Origin of the sequence: Streptomyces sp. NBC_00659 (genome assembly GCF_036226925.1) — a bacterium.
Classification (GTDB): domain Bacteria; phylum Actinomycetota; class Actinomycetes; order Streptomycetales; family Streptomycetaceae; genus Streptomyces.
In genome coordinates, this window is sequence record NZ_CP109031.1 from 546264 (window position 1) to 566045 (window position 19782).

Annotated in this window: 21 protein-coding genes and 3 pseudogenes; 13 read left to right on the plus strand and 11 right to left on the minus strand. The window is 71.1% G+C overall.

The features are described from left to right. The 3 genes from OG410_RS02185 (at position 1) to OG410_RS02195 (ending at position 4625) form a co-directional block, all read left to right on the plus strand. The gene (locus OG410_RS02185; RefSeq protein WP_329297505.1) at positions 1 to 2928 is read left to right on the plus strand and encodes a hypothetical protein; all 2928 of its coding nucleotides are present in this window, start codon (positions 1 to 3) and stop codon (positions 2926 to 2928) included. A gap of 158 nt (positions 2929 to 3086) precedes the next feature. Then, positions 3087 to 3635 carry an FABP family protein gene (locus OG410_RS02190; RefSeq protein ID WP_329297506.1) on the plus strand — a complete coding sequence of 183 codons (549 nt, stop codon included), beginning with the start codon at positions 3087 to 3089 and terminating at the stop codon, positions 3633 to 3635. Between the two features lie 93 nt (positions 3636 to 3728). Further along, on the plus strand, positions 3729 to 4625 hold the full coding sequence (locus OG410_RS02195; protein WP_329297507.1) for an NAD-dependent protein deacetylase: 897 nt from the start codon (positions 3729 to 3731) through the stop codon (positions 4623 to 4625). 81 nt (positions 4626 to 4706) lie between these two features. On the opposite strand, the gene OG410_RS02200 is transcribed toward OG410_RS02195, so the two are convergent. Beyond that, the gene (locus OG410_RS02200) at positions 4707 to 5063 is read right to left on the minus strand and encodes a hypothetical protein (RefSeq protein WP_329297508.1); all 357 of its coding nucleotides are present in this window, start codon (positions 5061 to 5063) and stop codon (positions 4707 to 4709) included. A gap of 178 nt (positions 5064 to 5241) precedes the next feature. Between OG410_RS02200 and OG410_RS02205 the strand changes: the two genes are divergently transcribed. Beyond that, positions 5242 to 5496: a lipopolysaccharide assembly protein LapA domain-containing protein gene (locus OG410_RS02205; protein ID WP_328664045.1), complete on the plus strand. Its 255-nt coding sequence runs from the start codon at positions 5242 to 5244 to the stop codon at positions 5494 to 5496. 74 nt (positions 5497 to 5570) lie between these two features. On the opposite strand, the gene OG410_RS02210 is transcribed toward OG410_RS02205, so the two are convergent. After that, the gene (locus tag OG410_RS02210; RefSeq protein ID WP_329297509.1) at positions 5571 to 6119 is read right to left on the minus strand and encodes a DUF1062 domain-containing protein; all 549 of its coding nucleotides are present in this window, start codon (positions 6117 to 6119) and stop codon (positions 5571 to 5573) included. A gap of 400 nt (positions 6120 to 6519) precedes the next feature. Between OG410_RS02210 and OG410_RS02215 the strand changes: the two genes are divergently transcribed. The 4 genes from OG410_RS02215 (at position 6520) to OG410_RS02230 (ending at position 10887) form a co-directional block, all read left to right on the plus strand. Next, positions 6520 to 8520 (plus strand): ABC transporter ATP-binding protein, encoded by a 2001-nt coding sequence (locus tag OG410_RS02215; RefSeq protein WP_329297510.1) that lies wholly within the window; start codon positions 6520 to 6522, stop codon positions 8518 to 8520. A 596-nt stretch (positions 8521 to 9116) separates the two neighbouring features. Further along, on the plus strand, positions 9117 to 9608 hold the full coding sequence (locus OG410_RS02220; protein ID WP_329297511.1) for a sortase: 492 nt from the start codon (positions 9117 to 9119) through the stop codon (positions 9606 to 9608). 88 nt (positions 9609 to 9696) lie between these two features. Further along, a complete protein-coding gene (locus OG410_RS02225; RefSeq protein WP_329297512.1) occupies positions 9697 to 10440 on the plus strand; it encodes a class F sortase in 744 nt (247 codons plus the stop codon). Positions 10441 to 10581: 141 nt separating this feature from the next. Continuing rightward, positions 10582 to 10887: an ANTAR domain-containing protein gene (locus OG410_RS02230; protein ID WP_329303997.1), complete on the plus strand. Its 306-nt coding sequence runs from the start codon at positions 10582 to 10584 to the stop codon at positions 10885 to 10887. A 73-nt stretch (positions 10888 to 10960) separates the two neighbouring features. Here the strand turns inward: OG410_RS02230 and OG410_RS02235 are convergent, their stop codons facing one another. The 4 genes from OG410_RS02235 to OG410_RS02250 all read right to left on the minus strand — a co-directional run bounded on the left by OG410_RS02235 (position 10961) and on the right by OG410_RS02250 (position 12447). Beyond that, positions 10961 to 11386, minus strand: coding sequence for a SpoIIE family protein phosphatase (locus tag OG410_RS02235; RefSeq protein ID WP_329297513.1), 426 nt, complete (start codon positions 11384 to 11386; stop codon positions 10961 to 10963). A gap of 12 nt (positions 11387 to 11398) precedes the next feature. Further along, entirely contained in the window at positions 11399 to 11755 is a 357-nt protein-coding gene (locus OG410_RS02240; protein WP_329297514.1) for a hypothetical protein, read from the minus strand. Between the two features lie 97 nt (positions 11756 to 11852). After that, positions 11853 to 11999 (minus strand): hypothetical protein, encoded by a 147-nt coding sequence (locus OG410_RS02245; RefSeq protein ID WP_329297515.1) that lies wholly within the window; start codon positions 11997 to 11999, stop codon positions 11853 to 11855. Positions 12000 to 12144: 145 nt separating this feature from the next. Then, positions 12145 to 12447: a winged helix-turn-helix transcriptional regulator gene (locus OG410_RS02250; protein WP_329303998.1), complete on the minus strand. Its 303-nt coding sequence runs from the start codon at positions 12445 to 12447 to the stop codon at positions 12145 to 12147. Between the two features lie 143 nt (positions 12448 to 12590). Between OG410_RS02250 and OG410_RS02255 the strand changes: the two genes are divergently transcribed. The 3 genes and pseudogenes from OG410_RS02255 to OG410_RS02265 form a co-directional block, all read left to right on the plus strand. After that, positions 12591 to 13163 carry a carboxymuconolactone decarboxylase family protein gene (locus OG410_RS02255; protein ID WP_329297516.1) on the plus strand — a complete coding sequence of 191 codons (573 nt, stop codon included), beginning with the start codon at positions 12591 to 12593 and terminating at the stop codon, positions 13161 to 13163. Between the two features lie 65 nt (positions 13164 to 13228). After that, the gene (locus OG410_RS02260; RefSeq protein ID WP_329297517.1) at positions 13229 to 14107 is read left to right on the plus strand and encodes a PhzF family phenazine biosynthesis protein; all 879 of its coding nucleotides are present in this window, start codon (positions 13229 to 13231) and stop codon (positions 14105 to 14107) included. Further along, a pseudogene (locus tag OG410_RS02265) lies at positions 14107 to 14255 on the plus strand (IS5/IS1182 family transposase); the annotation flags it as partial. The gene OG410_RS02260 and the pseudogene OG410_RS02265, both read left to right, overlap by 1 nt. Positions 14256 to 14298: 43 nt before the next feature. Here the strand turns inward: OG410_RS02265 and OG410_RS02270 are convergent. Beyond that, positions 14299 to 14808, minus strand: coding sequence for a DUF2867 domain-containing protein (locus OG410_RS02270; protein WP_329297518.1), 510 nt, complete (start codon positions 14806 to 14808; stop codon positions 14299 to 14301). Between the two features lie 163 nt (positions 14809 to 14971). Further along, positions 14972 to 15340 carry a hypothetical protein gene (locus OG410_RS02275; protein ID WP_329297519.1) on the minus strand — a complete coding sequence of 123 codons (369 nt, stop codon included), beginning with the start codon at positions 15338 to 15340 and terminating at the stop codon, positions 14972 to 14974. Between the two features lie 365 nt (positions 15341 to 15705). Here OG410_RS02275 and OG410_RS02280 point away from each other — a divergent pair. Then, a pseudogene (locus OG410_RS02280) lies at positions 15706 to 15798 on the plus strand (AAA family ATPase); the annotation flags it as partial. A gap of 75 nt (positions 15799 to 15873) precedes the next feature. On the opposite strand, the gene OG410_RS02285 reads toward OG410_RS02280, so the two are convergent. The 3 genes from OG410_RS02285 to OG410_RS02295 all read right to left on the minus strand — a co-directional run bounded on the left by OG410_RS02285 (position 15874) and on the right by OG410_RS02295 (position 19263). Then, positions 15874 to 17370 carry an IMP dehydrogenase gene (locus OG410_RS02285; protein WP_329297520.1) on the minus strand — a complete coding sequence of 499 codons (1497 nt, stop codon included), beginning with the start codon at positions 17368 to 17370 and terminating at the stop codon, positions 15874 to 15876. Positions 17371 to 17650: 280 nt separating this feature from the next. Then, on the minus strand, positions 17651 to 17932 hold the full coding sequence (locus tag OG410_RS02290; RefSeq protein WP_329297521.1) for a hemerythrin domain-containing protein: 282 nt from the start codon (positions 17930 to 17932) through the stop codon (positions 17651 to 17653). A gap of 47 nt (positions 17933 to 17979) precedes the next feature. Next, the gene (locus OG410_RS02295; protein ID WP_443063870.1) at positions 17980 to 19263 is read right to left on the minus strand and encodes an MFS transporter; all 1284 of its coding nucleotides are present in this window, start codon (positions 19261 to 19263) and stop codon (positions 17980 to 17982) included. 263 nt (positions 19264 to 19526) lie between these two features. Between OG410_RS02295 and OG410_RS02300 the strand changes: the two are divergent. After that, positions 19527 to 19739: pseudogene (locus tag OG410_RS02300) on the plus strand (pyridoxamine 5'-phosphate oxidase family protein); the annotation flags it as partial. Between the last annotated feature and the right edge of the window lie 43 nt (positions 19740 to 19782).

Genomic DNA, 19782 nt, shown 5'->3' on the forward strand with positions numbered 1-19782 from the left:
ATGCCGATCGCCCCCCAGACCACCGACGAGCTGCTCCAGGCGCTCCAGGAGAACGACCGGCGCCCCTACGGCCGCACCCGCACCGTGACCGCCGAGGAACTCGTCGAGGCGGCCGAGCAGTTCGAGGAGCCCGTCCCGCTCATCCACGCTCTCCTCGAACTCCAGGAGGCGTACACCTATGGCTCCGAGCCCCGGAAGTCGCCCGTCGTCTTCGCCCGCCTGCTCACCCTGTTCGACGAACAGCCCGACGTCTTCGACGGGCGCCTGCGGCACACGCTGTTCTGGCGGTTCAAGTGGGTGGCCAACGCCCTGCTCGCGCTGCCCGAGATACCGCTGACCAGCCTGCGCCAGTGGCAGACGGAGATGCGCGACCGGTACGAGAAGGCCGGCCTCGGCCTCCAGCCCTACTACGGACAGGCGTACCAACTCGCCGCCCACATCGGTGAGGACACCGCCCTCGCCTTCGAGCTGTGGGCGGGCCGCCCCCGCACCCGGCTCAGCGACTGCGAGGCCTGCGAGATCTGCGAGCGGGCCCTGTACCACCTCGCTACGGGCGACGACGAGCGGGCTCTGCGCGTCTGGGAGCCCGTCCTGGCCGGGAAGGACTCCTGTCAGGAGGAGCCGGCCCGTTCCATCTCGCACGCGCTGCTGCCCCTGCTGCGCACCGGCGCCGTCGAGCGGGCCGTCGAACTTCACCTCGCCGGCTACCGCGCCTGCCGCCGCAACCCCTCGATGGCCGGGGAGGTCGGCCGTCACCTGGAGTTCTGCGCGCTGACCGGCAACGAGGCACGCGGTCTGGAACTGCTCGCCGAGAACCGGGGACTGTTCGACGAGGTGGACTCACCGCGGGAGATGCTCGACTTCCTCACCGGCGTGGATGTTCTCCTCCGGCGGGTCGAGCACCTCGGCCACGGCGAACTGCCCGCGGCCGGTTACCCGGGCCGCGCCTGGACGGTGGCCGGGCTGCGCGCCGAAGTGGGAGACCGTGCCGACGAACTCGCCGCGCGTTTCGACACCCGCAACGGAACCGGCACCCACGGCGACCGTCGCAAGGCCCGCGTCGAACGTGCCCCGCTCCTGGACGCGCTGGAGCTGACCCTGCGCCCCCGCAGCCTCGACGACCTGGCCACCGTCGCCGTCCCGGTTGCCGCACCCTCCACCCGTACCACCACCGCCGTACCCGGGTCGATCGCCGAAATGATCCTCCAGGCAAGGGCGTTGGACGACCAGGGGCACCCCGACTCACCGGCCTGCTGGGCACGCCTCCGCACGCTCGCCGCCGCCCGCGACTACACCCACCCCGACGACCCGGAGGTGGGCCCGCTCGTACGGCTGCGCGCGGACCTGCTGGACGACGAGGCGAACCGGGCGGGCGACAAGGACGACTTCGCCGTCGCCGAGGCGCTGTACGAGGAGGCCGCGGGCCTGTACGAAGACGCAGCGGCGCCGGGGCAGGCGGCACTCGCCCGCGCCTGCGCGCTGCTCGCCGCCGCGGAGGGCGTCGGCGACGAGGCCGAGGCGAAGGCCGCCGCGCTGACCGCCGCCCACGCGTCCATCGTCGCCCTGCACGAGGGGACTTCCGGCCTCGCGCCGGTGCACGAGGCCCGTCTGCTGCGGCTGCGGGCGACCACCCTCGGCCTGCGCCTGCAGAAGTCGGGGAACGAGGAGGACGTCGCTCCGGTCTTCGCCGAGGTGGACCTGCTTCTCGACTTCGCCACCCGGCACGACGTCGTCGGGCAGATCTCCGGCGGGCTGCTGCTGCGAGCGGGCACGCACGCCCTCTCCGGGGACCTCCCCGCCGCGGTCACCGGGGTCGACGAGCTCCTCGACCGGCTGAAGGCCCACGGCCCCGCCTGGCACATGCCTCGCGCACTCGGGCTCCGGGGCCGGCTCCAGCTCGGCCTCCGGGACCCGGAAGCCGCGCACGCGAGCCTGGCCGAGGGCCTGCGACTGGCCGCCGCCTGGCCGGCCGCGGCGGTCGACACCGGCCGCCTCCACGGTGACCTGGCCGAGGTCTGCATGCACCTGGGCAGGCCCGACGAGGCACTGCGCCACCTGACGCGCTCGGCGGAGCTCGACCTGCGTCACGGCAGCCGCACGGAGGCGTTCTGCACCTACAGCAACGCGGCGCAGCTCAGTCTCGACATGGGCCGTGTCGAGGACTGCATCGCCCTGCTGGACTCCCTGATGGCCGAACCGGACGTCACGGCGGGAGAGTTGGACGACCGGCTCCTGGCTCAGCTGCGACTGACCCGGGCCCGGGCGCTGCACGCGGGAGAGGACCTCAAGGCGGCCACGGCAGAGCTCGTCGCCCTCGCCGCCGAGTCGGCCGGCTGGGACGACGACCCGGGGAGCCACGCCATGATCGCCGCCGAGGCGGCCGTTCTCCTCGGTGAGTCCGGCGAGTTCGACCGTGCCCGCGAAGCGGTGGCCCAGGCGCTCGCCGCCCACGGGCAGGCACCGCGTTACGAGCAGCTCAGCAGCTGCCTGCGCGAACTCGCCCGCCAGCGGACCCAGCAGCAGGGCGAGGACGGCCTGGCCGACGCGCTCGCCTTCCTCGCCGACGCCGGCCGGATCGCCGAGGAGGCCCGCGAGGCCGAGTACGAGGCGCAGGGCCGCTCCCTGGAATCGGCCCTGGCCTACGAACACGGGCGGGTCAACGCCTACGCCGGTGCGTACGAGGACGCCCTGGCCGCGCTGGAGAAGGCCCTCGCCCTGCTCGGCGAGCCGGGACCGGAGGACGACCGGGCCGGCGAGTGGGCCGAGTGCGTGCGCTTCGCGGGTGCCGTGGAGGGCATCTACCTGGAGCGTGTCTCCCCCGCCCTCACGCGCCTCGGCGCGGCGGTGTCGCTCCTGACCGCCCTGGGCCGCACGGCGGAGGCCGAACCGCTGACCGCCTTGGCCTCCCGGCTGCGCGACGAGGACTGACACCCCGGCCGCGGTGCCGGGAAAGGGTGCCGGGACACCCCTTTCCCGGCACCGCGGCCGCGGCACGACAAGCCGCTCCAGGGGAGGATCACGGTCTACGGGTGGAGGACCACTAGGCTGCCGGGCGGTACCGGTGCCTCAACTCAGGAGTGGATGCCATGATCGCCCCCGTCGGGAAGCACCCGTACCCCGATGCACTCGGACCGGACGAGGCGCCCGCGCCGCACGCGCTGCTCACGCCGGTGAGCGGACTTCTCGGCACCTGGGCCGGACAGGGCCGCGGAACGTATCCGACGCTCGACGAGGAGTTCGTCTACGCGCAGGAGGTCACGTTCAGCCACGACGGCCGGCCCTTCCTCCACTACGAGGCGCGTGCCTGGCTGCTGGACGCGGACGGCGCTCCGCTGCGCCCCTCGGCCCGGGAGAGCGGCTGGTGGCGGATGCAGGCCGACGGACATGTGGAGGCGTTGATCACGCAGCCGACCGGCATCGCGGAGATCCTGGTCGGCCGAGCGGCGGACGGCACGGTGGATCTGGCCACCGAGCAGGTGGCGCTCGCCCCCACGGCCAAGGAGGTGGTCGCCACCCGCCGCCGCTACACGTTCGCGGACGCCGACACGCTGGACTTCCTCCATGACCTGGCGGCGGTCGGTCAGCCCCTGCAGCACCATCTCTCCGCGCGGCTCCGACGCCCGGGCGGGAGCTGAGGCGCACAGCCGGCCGCGGAACGGGGCGGGCGGGAGATCGGCGCGGTGCCCGCCGGCCCGTACAGGGTGTCGTCGTGTCCGTACCCTGGGGGCATGCGCATGCGCCCCACTCTGAGCTGGATACCCCCCGGGGACCTACCGCCGGGCACCACGGATCTGGAGCCGGTCGCCGCCGCACTGAGCACCGGCGGTGTGCTGGTGCTCAGCGGGGCGGGCATCTCAACGGAGTCGGGCATCCCCGACTACCGCGGCGAGGGCGGGAGCCTGCGCCGGCACACCCCGATGACCTACCAGGACTTCACCGCGACCGCGCAGGCCCGGCGGCGGTACTGGGCGCGCAGCCACCTCGGCTGGCGGACCTTCGGCCGTGCTCGCCCCAACGACGGACACCGGGCCGTGGCCGCGTTCGGGCGGCACGGTCTGCTCTCGGGAGTGATCACACAGAATGTCGACGGGCTGCACCAGGCCGTCGGCAGTCAGGGCGTCGTGGAACTCCACGGCAGCCTGGAGCGGGTCGTCTGTCTCTCCTGTGGTGCCCGCACCCCGCGCCGCGAACTGACCCGGCTGCTGGAGGAGGCCAATCCCGGCTTCGATCCGGTGGCCGCCGCCGTGAACCCTGACGGTGACGCCGATCTCACCGATGAGCAGGTCGGGGACTTTCACGTGGTCCCGTGCACGGTCTGCGGCGGCATCCTCAAGCCGGACGTGGTCTTCTTCGGCGAGTCCGTTCCGCCGCCGCGGGTCGAGCACTGCCGTCGGCTGGTCCGTGAGGCGACGTCGCTGCTGGTCCTGGGCTCCTCCCTGACGGTCATGTCCGGTCTGCGGTTCGTCCGTCAGGCGGCCGACGCCGGGAAGCCGGTGGTGATCGTCAACCGGGACGCGACCCGGGGCGACCAGCACGCCCTCACCCGGGTCGCGCTCCCTCTGGGCACGGCCCTCGCCACCGTGGCCGGCCGGCTCGGCATCCCCCTGGACGAAGCCGCGGCCTGAGCCGGACCAGGAGATGATCCGGCTCCGGTTCGTGGAAGACGCCCGAGCCCGCGGCCGTACCGCCGGAGGGGATGGCGTGGCTCAGTGCTCGCCCCGGAAGCGACCGGCCCAGCGACGAAGAGTCCTTCGCGAACGACGCATGGGCGAGCGAGCCGGTCGTCGGCGCTCCCGGGGGCCCACCGGGATTCTCGCTCCGGGACCGCGCTCCCCGTGCTCGTCGGGCGAAAGGACCGGTGCCTTGCGTTCCTTCTGCGCCTGGATCTCGACGTGGGCCGCGTGCGAGGTCGCGCGAAACGCCTCTTCGTACGAAGCGAGGGCCGCGTTCACGGCTCCACCGGCAAGGCCTCTGGCACGGACGCGGGCGGCGAGCCAGACGAAGAACACCAGGACCGCGGCGAGGCCGCCGAACATGACGACGAAGGGCACGAGCGCATCCATGGGATGAGGCTACCGGCCGGCTCCCCAGCTCCGACGGGCGGACGGCCGCACGGTCCGCCGACAGCCACAGCGGACGGACACCGCAGACGGACAGAGGGCACGAGCACGCGACGGGCGCGGGGCGTCCGTCGCGACCGATCGAGTCGCCCGCTCGCATGAACAGCCGGATACTGGCTGTATGGGCCAGAAGACCGCGAAGGCACACGGGCCGTCCACGGTGACGGTCAAGGGGCGGGACTACCGGATACGCAGCATCGGATTCTTCGTGCTGGCAGCCCTGACGATCTGGTTCATCGCAGCCAACACCAGCTCCGTGACCATCCGGCTCTGGATCCCCGAGGTCACCCTCCCCCTCTGGATCGTGCTGACCGTCACCCTCCTCGTCGGCATCCTTCTGGGGTTGCTGATCGCCTACCGCCGGGCGCGCCGGTAGTCCGCGCTCCGAACTCGGCCGGGGCCTGCCCGGCGGATCATGCCGGACAGGCCCACACCGGTTCCGGGCAGGGCTCAGCGCTTGAGCGTGAAGGTGAAGTCGCCGGACACCTTGCCGCTCAGCCGGACCGCCGAGACGACCTTCCCCTCCGCTGTCAGTCTCTCGACCTCGGCCCGCGGGAGACCGCAGCCTTCGGCTATCAGGCGCATCGGCCGGACGGGGATCCGCGCCGCGAAGCGGACCGAGACGTCGATCACCTCACGGTCGAGGTGATCCGACCCGCCGGTGTCGAGACGCCAGGCGCCGTCCCAGTCGAGGGCGATGCGACTGCGGCGCCGCACCACCGGGTCCTGGAGCAACTCCGCCGCCAGACCGGGGTCGTTGTCGTGCATCCGGTCCAGCAGCTCGGGCCGGACCGAGCGCACATGGGCCCGCTCCAGAATCGTGAGTTTGCCCGTGTCCCCGCACCCGGCGCAGAGGACGAGGAGCCAGGCGTCGAGGAGCTTGTGGTTCGCGTTGACGCGAAACTTTCCGTCGGCCCGGAAACGCCCGGACGCGCAGGCGTGGCATCGGCGGAGAACGGTCGGCAGGCAGGTGGGCATGACCACCCAGCGATTGAGCACAGAAGTACACCGGTTTCAGTGAGAAGTCCGCAGCAGGAAGCAGCGCGGCGCACAGGTGCGACGCGCGACAGATCAGCGCTCGGGATGTCTCACAGGGTGTACAACGGCACGTCCTTGCCTGGGCGATGGGGCTCGGCAGCACACTAGGGGCCCGCGGTGGCGCCGTTCCACCGGTTTTCCGGCCCGGCGTCCTCGGCCGCTTCGACCCCCAGGAGGCCGATAACCGACGTATGGGACATGGTCACGCGTCGGCTGGGCAGGCTCCTCAGATGCTGACGTCCGACCGATGGCGGTTACCGGCCCGGAGGTGGGTGCCGACACCCGGGCATGTCTTCTCGCTGATGCTCCGTCACGGCCGCGAGCCCGGAGCACGGAACCGGCGCACGCGGGGAGGCGTGGTGTGAAGAGGTTCTTCGGGAAGGTCCGGCTCGCCGAGCCCGAGGTGTCCGACGCGGAGCGCGAGTTGTTCGGCGGCCCGTTGCGTTACGACATGGGCTGGTCCCAACACGAGCACGCACAGCTCGACTTGACCATGCTGTCCGCACTCCGGTCGATGCCGGCCCTGGTCGGAGCGACCCTGCGCATGGCGTGGAGCACGGATCGACGGGCACTCATCGCCGTCGGGGCCGGCGAGATCGGGCAGGGCGTCGCCGCCGCCGTCGCGCTCCTCGCCGTCAACGCGGTCATGCACGCACTGCTCGGTGTCGGCACCGCGGCGGAGCGGCTGCACGCTCTGATACCGGGTCTGCTCGCCGCCGCCGCGATCGCCGTCGTCAACTCCGCGCTGGCGGGCTGGTCCACGTCCCGGGCGGGCCGACTGGAACCGCTCGTGGAGCGGATCGCCACCACGCAGTACCTGGCCGCCGCGGCCTCCGTGGAACTGGAGGCCATCGACGACCCGGACTTCCGGCGGCTGATCGACGTCGCCCAGTACGGCCCCGCTTCCGCCCGTCGCATGATCAGCGCCTGTGTGGCCGCGCTGAACAGCACGATCTCCCTGGTGGCCACGGCGGGCGTACTGACCGTGCTGCACCCGGCGCTGCTGCCGATGCTCATCCTCATCGCCGCCCCGCGCGGCTGGGGCGCGATGCGGGTGGCCCAGGAACGCTATGTGTCGGTGATGAGCTGGATCGAGCACCTGCGGGCCAGCCGGCTGATCGGCAACCTCCTCACCGAACGCACCGCCGCCCAGGAGGTACGGATTCACGGGGTCGGTCCCTTCCTGCTCAGCCGGTACAAGCGCATGGCGCGCAGCGCGGAGGCCGAACAGGAACGGCTGGCCTCCAGCAAAGCGGTCACCGAGTGGGCGGCCGCCGCGCTGTCCGGCCTGGCCATGGCCGCCACGTACGGAACCATGATCTGGCTGGTCATGAACGGACACATGAGTCTGGCGGTGGCCGGCACGGCGGTGATCGCCGTCCGGTCGGGATCGGCGAGCCTGGGCGCGCTGGTGATGAACGTCAACACCCTGCACGAGGAGTCCCTGTACGTCCGCGACCATGGGCGTTTCCTGACCGAGGCCGCCGAACGCGCCATCCCCACGACGGGCGGTCCCGTTCCGGAGCACGTCAAGCAGGTCACGCTCGACGAGGTCACGTACCGATACCCCGACCGCGACGATCCGGCGCTGGACCGGGTCACGCTCACCATCCCCATGGGCTCGGTCACGGCCGTCGTCGGTGAGAACGGCTCCGGCAAGAGCACCCTGATGAAGGTCCTCTCCGGCCTGCTGCTCCCTCAGGGAGGGACGGTGCGATGGGGCGACCTGGACGTCACCGGGCTGGAACGCTCCCAGGTCTTCGAGCGCGTCTCGCTGCTCACGCAGGATTTCGAGCGCTGGCCCGTGACGGCCGCGATGAACATCCGGATCGGCCGCCCCGAACACGAGGCCTCGCCCGAACAGCTGCGGGCATCCGTCGACTACGCGGGAGCGGGCCCGGTCATCGCCAAACTCCCCGACGGGCTCCACAGTCTGCTGGCCCGCGTCTTCCGCGGAGCCATCGAGCTGTCCGGCGGCGAGTGGCAGAAGGTCGGTCTTGCCCGCACGCACTGGCGCAGCTCCACCTCGCCGGCGGACAGTGTCCTCATCGTGGACGAACCCACCTCCGCCCTCGACCCGGAGGCCGAGATCGAGGCGTTCGACCGCATCCGCGGGCTCGCCTCCCCGCACCGCGCCGTCGTCCTCGTCACCCACCGCATGTCCGGTGTCCGCCACTCCGACCGCATCTACGTCCTGCATCAGGGACGGCTGGTCGAGGAGGGCCGTCACGACGAACTCGTGGCAGCCCGGGGTCGCTACGCGGCGATGTTCGCGGCCCAGGCAGCCCAGTACGCGCCCACCGGCATCGTCCTGCCCCACCCCACCCCACCCGGCTCCCCGATCGTCGCGGACCCCGCATGACGCCGTAGCGATGACGGTCATCGCCGTACCCGCCGCGCTCGCGCTCCTCCGCGTCCCCGCCGTAAGGCCCCTTCCGGCACACGCCCCGGCCACGACCAGCGGCAGTGGCAGCGGCAGCGGCAGTCGCAGTGGCAGTGGCAGTGGCAACGTCCATGCCGCTCCGGAGGGCAGCGTTCCGTGATGCGTGAAGCTCGGTAGCCGCCGACCGCGCCACGCCCACGAACAGCGCATCCGAGCACGTCCGATGAACCCGGCGCCCTCAGACCATCGCTCCCCGGCCCGTCGGCCTTCGCCGCCGATGGGTCGGCAAGCGGTGCGCGCCGTCCCCGCAATGCGGCTACGGACGTACCCCCTTGGCCCGTTCGGGGATGAAGCCCGTTAGCCCATCCGCTTCCTGTGGCGCACGCCCACCGCCGCGCGTGCACTTCGGGGACCTGCGCAAACGCTCGCGCGGGGCGCGGTCACCGCGGCCGCCCGGGTGACGCCTGTGCCGATGCCTCCTGTTGCGGACCTGACGGAGCGTCGGTTTTCTCGTCGGAGGAGACCACAGGAGCGCCGAGCGGACAGGTCGGCCACTGCATCGTCGGAGGATTCCCTTGCGAAACACACATGTTGGCGTCGGTGTCGGACTGCTCCTCGGCGTCCTGGCTCTGCAGAGCCCGGCCGCTGTGGCCGCCGGTGACGCGGAGCTCCGTATCTACCCGGGCAACGCCTTGCCGGGCTCCACGGTCACGGTCACCACGACGGCCTGCGGACCGGACGTGACGTATGGCAAGGGCGAGTCGGCGGTAGGGGGTCAGTTCCATCTCTTCGAGGGCAGCCATAAGGGCGTGCTCGCGGGAGAGTTCCAGATCCCGACCGAGGGGGCGTCCGGCACCGACACCGTCACCGTGAAGTGCCCGCCACGGATCAAGCTCACGGACACGTACGAGATCGCGGACCGGCAGCCGAACGGTGCCATCCAGGCCGGCTTCGGGGACGCCCAGGACACCGACACACAGGTCGCCGTGGGCGGTGCGCTGATCACCGCGGCCGCGGCCGGGGCACTGTTCAGGCTGCGCCGACGCTCGCACGGCGCCGGGTCCTGACCTTCCGCTCCGGCCACCTCGGCCCCCAGCCTCGTTCCCGGCACCGCGGGGACGAACTCCACCCGGCTCCCTCCAGGCAAGAGGCCCGATGTTGAAGGAATCCAGGAACGAGGCCGGCACGCCCCCGCGCACGTTCGTCCCACCGGTCACGTATCTGGTCCTGGCACTGGTGGCGGGCTGTCTGCTGGTGCTCGGCACGATGGTCGACAGGCGGCCCCCGCAGCCTTCGGCCGACCAGGCCTTCTCCACCCCCTCGGCGGGCCTTGCCGCCCCGCCGGGACACCCCGCCGTCCCGCCGCTGCCCCGCGCCGAGCCCGTCCGGCTTCGGATCCCGGCGATCGGTGTGAACGCTCGGCTGGCGCGACTGGGCCTCGACAGGGCGGGGGCTCTGGAGCCCCCGCCCGACGACGAAGCCGGTCTCGCCGGCTGGTACGCCGGAGGCACGGCTCCGGGGTCGCGAGGCACGGCCGTGACCACCGGGCATGTGGACACCCGCGCCGGCAGCCGCGGAGTCTTCTACAGGCTCGGCGCGCTCACCAAGGGCGAAACGATCGAGATCGGCCGGGCGGACGGTCGTACCGCCGTCTTCACCGTCGATGCCGTGGAGGTCTACGACAAGGAGCGCTTCCCCGACAAGAAGGTCTACGGCACCTCGGGCCGGCCCGAACTGCGCGTGATCACCTGCGGCGGGCCGGCCGGGGGCACTGGATACCGCGGCAATGTCGTGGTGTACGCGACCCTCACCGCGGTGCGGCAGCCCAAGGGCCACGCCCTGCCGGGGCAGCGCGCCGCCGAACGCGTTCGAACCGACCCGGGGGATCCATCTCTCTGAATGTCCCGGACCGAGCTTCCACCCGCCGTAGCCGGGCATGCGGGCAAGGACGGGGGCAAGCAGACAATCCGTATCGGAGACCGGACCGCGGAGGAAACGGTGACTGGGGGCGACGAGGTGGACTCGACCTCTTCGACGTCGTTGGAGGCATGCGTCACGGCGCGCGTGAGGGAGCTGGAGGGGGAGAACATCCAGCTCCAGGAGGCACTGCGGTCGCACGCCGTGGTGGACCAGGCGATCGGCGTCGTGCTGGCGCTCGGAGGGCTGACGCCGCATGAGGGGTGGCACGTCCTCAGGGCGATCTCGCAGCGGACGAACATCAAGCTGAGGAACGTGGCGGAACTGGTCATCGAATGGGCCCGGACCGAGAAGCTGCCGCCCGACATCCGCAACGAGTTGGAACAGCAGCTCGCACGGGTCCCCGAACACCGACAGGCGGGCATGTGACGCCGCCGGGCTTGCGCCCGCCATCGGCCCACGATCGCAGACACACGGCAATTCGACGGGTCGGTCGCAGGCTTCAGGCCTTGCCGGCCTTCAGGAGCAGTACGGCGATGTCGTCGGCCGGAAGACCATGGGGCCAGGAGTGGTGGATGAGCTTGTCGACGAGCCGGTCCAGCCGTGATCCGCCCGCGAGGAGCTGCGCGAGACCCCTCGTCATCAGGTCGAGGTCGAGGTCGGTGCCGGGCACTTCGACCAGCCCGTCGGTGTACAGGGCGAGGGTCGTAGCCGGGGGCATCGGGACTGTGGTGACCGGGTACGGGAGCTCCACACCGATGCCGAGCAACGGAACCTGGCTCGATCTCCAGCACGCCGGGACGTTCCCCGGGACGGTGCAGCAGTGGGGTACATGGCCCGCGCCGGCCAGGCTCGGCCGGCCGCGTAGGGCAGCGGCGCCGCGGTCTGCGGACAGGAGCGGGCCATCTCCTCCTGCGAGCCGACCCACACCACACGGTCTTCACGGAACGCGTCGCAGACCGGGACCGGACGCCGTCACGGGCACCTGCCGCCAGGACACCGCGATGTCGCGGGGCAGCCCGCACCCGATCTTCGGTCCCAGCAGCCGGCTGGTCTCGTCCACGAGGTAGATGCCGCCGCCTGACGCCCCGCTGTGACGGACGGCCACGACGAGTGACTCCACCAGCGGCTCGACACCACTCGGCTTCCCGGCACCACTCGGCTCCGCGACACGGCCCGGCTTTCCGGGGCCGCTCGAATCCTCGACGCGGCCCGGCCTCCCGGCACCACTCAGCGTGTCGGCGCGGATCGACCGCTCCGCGCGGCCGGGACTCACCCTTCTCGGGTCGGTCGACACAGCGGCGAGCCTCCTCCCGCGCCCGGACCCGGCGGTCCGGTTCACGTGCCCCGGCAGCCCCGGCACGCTCCTGAAGCGGCACCGTGCGCCTGACGGACTACCCGTCCGGCCACCACGTTCGCGCGATGTCTTTTCGGACCTCGGGGCGCCGACGCTGTTCCGTCTCCCCGGGCATCTCCTCGGGCGCGCGACCACGGGGCTCGGACTTCTTGTCGTGCTTCTTCTGCACCAACTCTCGACGCATCCTCCTGCTCCTCTCCCAAGTTTCGCGATATGCCCGCTTTAGGCATGTTTCAACCACATTACAGAGATGCGGCCCTCCATCGCCCCACAAGGGCCCTCCCCCTTCGGCCCACTACCGACCGGGGCGGTTCGATTCGCCGGGCACCTCACACCTCCAGGGAATCCTGGCCGTCCTGCGGCTGGGCCTGCGCCTGCGCCCATACGGTCGCCCAGTCGCCGAGTGGGCGGAGTGCGTCACCGAGGGCTGTTCCGAGGTGGGTGAGCTCATAGCCGTCGGGCGAGTTGGCAACGATCCCGCTCGACGTGAGTTCGCGGAGCCGCTGGTAGAGGACGCTGGACGACAGGCCCTCGCACCGCGCCAGCAGCGCGCGGGCACCGAGTGGCCCCTCGCGCAGCTCCCAGAGGATGCGCAGTGCCCAGCGACGGCCGAACAGGTCCATCGCGGCCATGACCGGGCGGCCGGTCACGGAGCCGCGAACCGGCACTCCTGGGCGCGGTGTCGACATGACCCTCCTTGCGTTTCGTTATTCGAAACACTAGCGTCGGCGACCGTGCGTTTCTGATTTCGAAACAACGCCTACCGGGAGAGCCGATGCCGCGGATAACCCCGCTGGAGCCGCCGTACACCGACCAGGCCGACGCGCTGTTCGCGCGGATGATGCCCGGGGGAGCTCCGCCCATCGGGCTGTTCCGGATGTTCGCCAGAAACCTCCCGATGACCGGCGCCATGCACGGCTGGGGCCGTTACGAGCTGGGCCGGCAGCTGACCCTCACCCTGCGGGAACGCGAGATCGTCATCGACCGGACGTGCGCGCTGTGCGGCTGCGCCTACGAATGGGGCGTGCACGTGATGACGTACGCCGAGCGGGCCGGCCTCACCCACGAGCAGACGGCGTCGCTGGTTCACGGCGGTCCCGCCGACGCGTGCTGGACGTCCGAGCGGGAACGGCTGCTCATCCTGGCCGTCGACGCGTTGCACGAGCACTCCGACATCCACGACGCGCTGTGGGCACGGCTCGCATCGGCGTTCGACGAGCTCCAGTTGCTCGACCTTCTCCTGCTGTGCGGCTGGTACCACGCCGTCAGCTTCGCCGCGCGAGCCGCGCGCCTGCCGCACGAGCCCGGCGCACCGGAGTTCGCCGACTTCCTCCCCCACTCGCGATGAGTCGTCGCCCGTCCGGGTCGTCCGCTGGTCCGGAGGGCCTTCCCGTCACGCTCGTGCGGGCATGCTTGCGCGAGGGACGTGGCGGCAGCCCGACGGCGGTCGTGTACGAGGGGCTCTCGGTCCGGGCCGGCAGCCCGTTGACCGACGACGAGCGACGCCGCCTGCCCGCGCTGGCCGGCACCTCCCACGCGGTCTTCCTCTCGGACGACCGCTCTGCGGCGGACGGCCGGGCGTACGAACGGCCCGTGGTCTCGGCGCGCTTCTTCACCAGGGAGGGGGAACTGCCCGCGTGCGGCCACGGGACTGTGGCGGCGCTGGCCTTCCTCGCGGCACATGCGGACCGCAAGGAGTGCCGGGTCGACGTGCGGGTGTCCGGACGAGTCGTCAAGGGGCACGCGGTCCGCGGGACCTCGTCGTCCGTCCATGTCACCTTCGAGGCCGGGCCGATCGACCTGCGTAAGCCCACGTCACGGGAACTCGCGCTCCTTCTCCCCGTTCTGGGACTCCCCGCGGTGAGTTCCTCAGGGGCCTGCGTCGCCACGCTGGGACGTCCGCGGCTGCTGGTCCCCGTCACCGACCGATCCGCTCTCGCAGCCCTGTCCCCCGCTCCCGACCGGCTCGCCGCCGCGTGTGACCGTCTGGGCCTGCTGGGCTGCTTCGCCCACTCCCCTGTGCCGGCCACGGCCCGGGCCGAGGCCCGCATGTTCGCTCCATCGATCGGCGTACCCGAGGACATCGCCAACGTGAACAGCTCCGCCTGCCTGGCCGCCCACCTGTTCGCCCGACACGGCACCACCCGGATCGACGTCGACATGGGCGATGCCCTGGGCTTTCCTTCCACGGTCACCACCGGCACACGCCACGGTTCCCAGGGTTCGCCGAGTCAGCCTGTCGACATCACCGGCGCCGCACGGATCGGGCAAGTGCTCCACCTGTCCAGGTGACAGGCTTCGGCAAATCGATCTGCAAGCGCCGCAACGAGTCGAGCGAACGATCAATGCCCTCAAGGGCTTTCGGGCCGTGGGCACCCGTTTCGACAGGCGAGCGTACGTCGTCCACGGAACCGTGACGGTCGCTGCCGTCCGACTGTGAGTACGTGTGTGTGCCGCACCGGGAGCCTCACCAAGGGTGGCTGTCAGACACGGACAGCACCAGCGACAACGCGGGGAACGATCAGATGGTGAAATGGCTGAATAGCCTTGAAGTACAAGCGTCCGACCGGGCGGTGGAACCGAACGACCGTCGTGCACACGCCTTCCCACCCTCCACCAGAGGAAGACGGACGAACCGCGAAAGAGGAACGGAAGTCCAGGTGCTTGTCGTCGTCTCCGCACAAGACCTCGGCCTCGGTCACGGCCAGCAATCGGAAGGGCCCCATCTTCAGGCCGGGCTCGATCCGGATGTCCTGCACCGGGACGCGCTTCTGCGACTGGAGTCCGAAGGGCGCCATCAACATGTCCCGCAGGGTAAGCAGCCTGTGCACCCACTCAGGAGTCCCGGTGAAGACCATACGGGTGAACTCGATCGCGCTGGTATCTGCCGGGAGATCCACGGCCACCGCATCCACATGGTCATAGCCGCCGAGACTTGCCACGGCACTCTCGACAACGGGCCTCGTGTGTTTACGGACTTGCACGTCAGCCATGATCAGGATCCCTCCCCCGTGATGGTCCTACCCCTATGCCCCTGATTCTTCACCACCATCGGGGGCGGACCGCGCTCCACGCGCCGTCATCCGCCGGACAGCGGGCTGTGCGAGGGTTGCCGTGAGCACGGATTGCGGTGCGCGGCCCAGCAGTTGACGCAGATCACCGTCGGTGCGGGACATGAAGCCGGCCGCGATGGCGGAGTAGGTTCCCACCAGCATCGGTGCCTGAAACGGCTCGGCGCCGGGGGCGGCGACGCGCGCGGGTCCGGGAGAGGGGCTCCGGCTCGTAGGTGACGTGCGGGCCGTACGCGCGGGCCAGATCGGCGCCGCCGATGGCCTGCTCGCCGACGAGTTCATGGATGCGCCCCGCATGAGCGGGTGCCTCCACCGTCACGCGTGCCGCGGCATCGGCCAGATCCGCCCGTGCAACAGCGGCCAGTCGGCCCTCGCCGAGCGGGGCGGTGATCCGCCGGCCCGGGGTGGCTTCTCTCGCGAGGCGGTGCTGCCGGCGCAGCGTGTCGTCGGGCACGCGCCGGTCAGTCGGCCACAGCCTGTTCGGGTCAGGCAGGTGTCGAGGTCGGGCAGGAAGCGCAGGGCGACGATGGGCGGCCGCGCCGACGGGGTCCGCTCCACGAGAGCAGCACGGACGTGGCGCTCCAGGTTCGTGCTGCTCCCCGTCAAGTTCTTCCGTTCAGTCTGCTGAAGCCCGGTGGGGCAGCGGTCCTTCTCGCTTCGACAGCACGAGCCGGTTTCTCATGTCAGTGGGTTTCGGCTCCCGTTGGCGAGCGTTCGGGCATGATCTGTCAGTGTGATTCGGCCCCCATCAGTGCGTCGTGGTGTGTGGCTCTGGCGACGGTCTCGCCCCATGAGGGCACCAGTGACGGGGAGATGCGTGTGATCGTCTGGGTGAACGGCGCGTTTGGCAGCGGGAAGAGCACACTGGTCGATGAACTGCGTCCGCGTTGGCCCGAGGCACTGGTCTACGACCTGGCGGGAGGGGGTTGTTCCGGCCGTGCGCCATTCCCCTCCGGCCAGTAGTCCTCGATGGGCCTCGGCGGCTTGTCAGGAGACCGTCGTCGGGGCGTCTCGCAGGGTGACGTTGGCGTGGCTCTCCTGGAAGCTCTGGTCCGAGACGAGCGTCAGCCGGGCCGTGGACTGGAACTCCGGCAGGGTGGCGGAGCCGCAGGAGACCATCGTGGTCTTGAGCTTGGCGACGGTCAGGGCGAGCCCTTCGTCGAGGTCGCCCGCGTAGGGGACGTAGCCGTCCACGCCTTCCTCGAAGACCAGCCCCTGGCCTCCCTGGCCGTAACGCTGCCAGTTGCGGGCACGGTTGGAGCCCTCGCCCCAGTACTCCTTCACGAAGCCGTCGCGGGTGGGCAGTTTCGCGCCGGCCGCTTGGTCGAAGCGTGCGAAGTATCGCCCCATCATGACGAAGTCGGCCCCCATCGCCAGCGCCAGGGCCACGTGGTAGTCGTGGACCAGGCCGCCGTCGGAGCAGATCGGCACATACTCGCCGGTGCGCTCTCGGAAGGCGTCTCGGGCTGCCGCGACGTCCAGCACAGCGCTGGCCTGGCCGCGGCCGATGCCCTTCTGGTCTCGAGTGATGCAGATGGAACCGCCGCCCACACCGACCTTGACGAAGTCCGCCCCCGCCTCGGCGAGGAAGGTGAACGCCTCGCCGTCGACCACGTTGCCGCCGCCGACCGGGATCTCGGGATAGTGCTTCTTCACCCAGTTCAGGGCCTGTGCCTGCCAGTCGCTGTAGCCGTCGGACGAGTCGAAGCACAAGGCGTCCGCGCCCGCCTCCACCAGGGCCGGAATGCGCTCCTGGTAGTCATGGGTGTTGACGCCCGCGCCCACACGCAGGCGCTTGGCGGCGTCCACGACCTGGTTCGGGAATCGCTTGTTGTCCGTGTAGTCGGACCGGAACACCAGATACTGCAGGTTGCCCTCGCCGTCCACCACTGGGAGGCAGTCCAGCCGTTCGTCCCACAGCCGGGCGTTGGCCTCGGAAAGCGTGGCGTCAGGCCCGGCATGGGGCAGGTCGGCGATGGCGGTCATGCGCTCGCTGACCGGTTCGGCGAGGTCGTGGCGTTGCGGGTGGAAGTCGCGGGAGGTCACCAGGCCGAGCAGGCGTCCGGCGGCGGTCCCGTCGTGGGTGACCGCGGCGGTGCTGTGACCTGTGCGGCGCATGACGTCGACGAGGAGGCCCAGGCTGTCGTCGGGCCGGACGTTCGTATCGCTGGTGACGAATCCGGCCTTGAAGTTCTTCACTTGGCAGACCGCGGCGACCTGGTCCTGGATCGACTGGTTGTGGTGCAGGAAGCTCAGACCGCCGTTGCGAGCGAGCGCGATCGCGAGTTCCGGTGTGCTGACGGCCTGCATGATCGCGGACGTGAACGGGGAGTGCAGCTCGATCGCCGACGGCTCGCCCACGATGTGCCGCACCAGAGGCGTGCGCAGCTCGACCGTCGTGGGCGAGCAGTCGGTCCGGGTCCGGTTGGGCAAGAGCAGAAACTCGTTGAACGTCCGTGAGACCTCGGCGATGATCTGTGCCACTCGTTCCTCCTGACCCGTCGGCCGGGCCCGACTGCCCCGCCGTGAAGAGCGCCCCCGTGTCCCAGGACCCGGGCAGGCAGGGGTCGGCAAGGCAGCAGTGGAGGTGCCACAAACCGCGGCAGAGCCCTGACCGGCCCGTGGAACGAACGGGTGCGGTCGTGACCTGGCACCTTATCGATTGGCCGACCGCAGCACGAATCGTGCCCCTCAGTGACACCACGAAGGAGTGGTGGCTCGGTGAACGTCACCCGTCCGCCGGAGCCGCTGCCCCGGTGGCGGTTCATCCCGCCCGCACAGACGGATCCCTCGCCCCCGGTTCCGCCTCCAGAACGGCGATCTGCTCGGGGAAGTCCCCGGCCAGGGCGGGGAACAGACCCCGTTCCTCCACCTGGGTGTGCGGGCCGAGCACGGTCGCGAACTCCCGGGCTGTCCGCGCCATCTCCGCCGCGCCACCCTCCTGGTGAGCGGGGCGGAGGTGGCTGATCAGGCGGACGGCCTCGTCGTGTTCGCGGGTCAGCTCGTCGATCGTCGTCAGGGACTGGCAGCCGCAGTACTCACACACCGGGCTTCTCCCTGTCCTTCGTCGCCGTCGGTCCCGTGCGTTCGCCGTCAGGCCGGGTGGCCGACGGTGCGGTGCTCGCCCGCGCTCGTGGTGCCCGGCGTGCTCCCGCGGGCTTCCACGGCGGCGCGAACACCGGTCAGCGTGTAGATCAGCGCCACGGCGGCCACGACCGCGAGCAGGGCGAGACCGGCCGCGTACGTGCCGTACGCGCCGTACAGCGAACCCATCAGCAGGGGCGGCAGGAAGCCGCCGAGGCCGCCCGCGGCACCGACCACACCGGTGACCGAGCCGACCTGGTCGGCCGGGGTCAGCAGCGCCACCAAGGCGAAGACCGCTCCGCTGGCCGCACCGAGCGCGGCCGCCATGGCGAGGAAGGCGACGGTCCCCAGCGGCGCCAGCGCCGGTGTGGACGACTGCACGAGCGCTCCCGCCACCACCACGGCCAGCGAGCCGGCCACCACCCGCACCGGGCCGATACGGTCCGACAGCCAGCCACCCATCGGGCGCATCGCCACCGCGAGGAGCACGAACCCGGCCATGCGGTTCGCGGCGTCCGCCTGGGTCAGGCCGTAGCCGGTCTTGAGGTAGGTGGGCAGGTAGACGGAGAAGGCGACATAGCCGCCGAAGGCCACGGCGTAGAGCGCGGACGCCTGCCACGTGATGCCCAGCCTGGCGGTGGCGGCCAGCCGGCGGCCCAGCGGCTCGGTCGGGACGGTACGGCCGGGTGCGTCGCGCAGCAGCAGCGCGGCGACGACGGCGTAGACGGCCAGGACCGCGGCGGTGATCAGGAACGGTGTGGTCGTACCGTGCGCGTCGACCAGCTTCACGGTGGTCAGGGCGCTGATGGCGGTGCCGCCCATGCCGGCGCCGAAGATGCCGATGGCCAGGCCGCGCCGCTCGGGCGGGAACCAGGCGTTCACCAGGGGCACGCCGACGGCGAAGGTGGTGCCACCGACACCGAGGAAGAACCCGCCGATCAGCAACGCGGTGAGGGAAGAGTGCCCGGCCAGGCCGAGGTAGAGCACCGGCAGGATGGTGACGGCCGACACGGTCGGGAACATGATGCGACCGCCGTACCGGTCGGTCAGCGCGCCGACCGGGACACGGCCCAGGGAACCGACCACGACGGGCACCGCCACCAGCAGCGACTGCTGGAACGACGACAGCTCGAGTGTGTCCTTGAACCGGGGACCGAGCGGGCTGACCAGGGCCCAGGCCCAGAAGTTCACGGCAAAGCCGACGGTGGCCAGAGCCAGCATCAGCCACGCCTGCCGGGACACCGGTGCCTCCGACGGCGAGCTGCCGTCCTTCGACTTCAATGGCTGGACCATGCTGTCCATCCCCTCCCTCTCACGGTGGTGCCGCAGCACCGGGATCCCCCAGGCACCGCAGGCCTCTCGCCGGCGGGCCGGAACCCCACCGACCACCATGGGCCCGCGTTCCTCCCCGTACATGGGGCCATGAGTCCCTGCCTCCCGGTCGGACGGTCCCTGATGAGGACCCAACCGTTCCTCCACAAGGCCCCCTTCGCCTCCCCCGGACCAGGACCGCCCGGCCCTACACGGTCCTGGGCAGACGGAGAGGCGATGCTTCGATGTCCCAGGACGACGCCTTGCACGAACTCGACCGGCGGGAGTGCGTACGCCTCCCGGCCAAGGTCCCGGTCGGCCGCGTGGTGTACGCCCGACAGGCACTGCCCGCGGTCCTTCCCGTCAACTTCCGCCTGGACACGGACAGTTCTGTCCTGCTGCGCACCACGTCGGATCTCGTCCGCGTGACGGACGGCGCAGTCGTCGCGTTCGAGGCGGCCGGGCGCAGTCAGTGCGTCCGCCCGGTCCCCGTATCGGTCC

Excerpts from the sequence above, each read along its gene's own strand:
- OG410_RS02185 (WP_329297505.1), top strand. The coding sequence starts at position 1 with ATGCCGATCGCCCCCCAGACCACCGACGAGCTGCTCCAGGCGCTCCAG.
- OG410_RS02190 (WP_329297506.1), top strand. The coding sequence starts at position 3,087 with ATGATCGCCCCCGTCGGGAAGCACCCGTACCCCGATGCACTCGGACCG.
- OG410_RS02195 (WP_329297507.1), top strand. The coding sequence starts at position 3,729 with ATGCGCATGCGCCCCACTCTGAGCTGGATACCCCCCGGGGACCTACCG.
- OG410_RS02200 (WP_329297508.1), bottom strand. The coding sequence starts at position 5,063 with ATGGATGCGCTCGTGCCCTTCGTCGTCATGTTCGGCGGCCTCGCCGCG.
- OG410_RS02205 (WP_328664045.1), top strand. The coding sequence starts at position 5,242 with ATGGGCCAGAAGACCGCGAAGGCACACGGGCCGTCCACGGTGACGGTC.
- OG410_RS02225 (WP_329297512.1), top strand. The coding sequence starts at position 9,697 with ATGTTGAAGGAATCCAGGAACGAGGCCGGCACGCCCCCGCGCACGTTC.
- OG410_RS02245 (WP_329297515.1), bottom strand. The coding sequence starts at position 11,999 with ATGCGTCGAGAGTTGGTGCAGAAGAAGCACGACAAGAAGTCCGAGCCC.
- OG410_RS02250 (WP_329303998.1), bottom strand. The coding sequence starts at position 12,447 with ATGGCCGCGATGGACCTGTTCGGCCGTCGCTGGGCACTGCGCATCCTC.
- OG410_RS02255 (WP_329297516.1), top strand. The coding sequence starts at position 12,591 with ATGCCGCGGATAACCCCGCTGGAGCCGCCGTACACCGACCAGGCCGAC.
- OG410_RS02270 (WP_329297518.1), bottom strand. The coding sequence starts at position 14,808 with ATGGCTGACGTGCAAGTCCGTAAACACACGAGGCCCGTTGTCGAGAGT.
- OG410_RS02295 (WP_443063870.1), bottom strand. The coding sequence starts at position 19,263 with ATGGTCCAGCCATTGAAGTCGAAGGACGGCAGCTCGCCGTCGGAGGCA.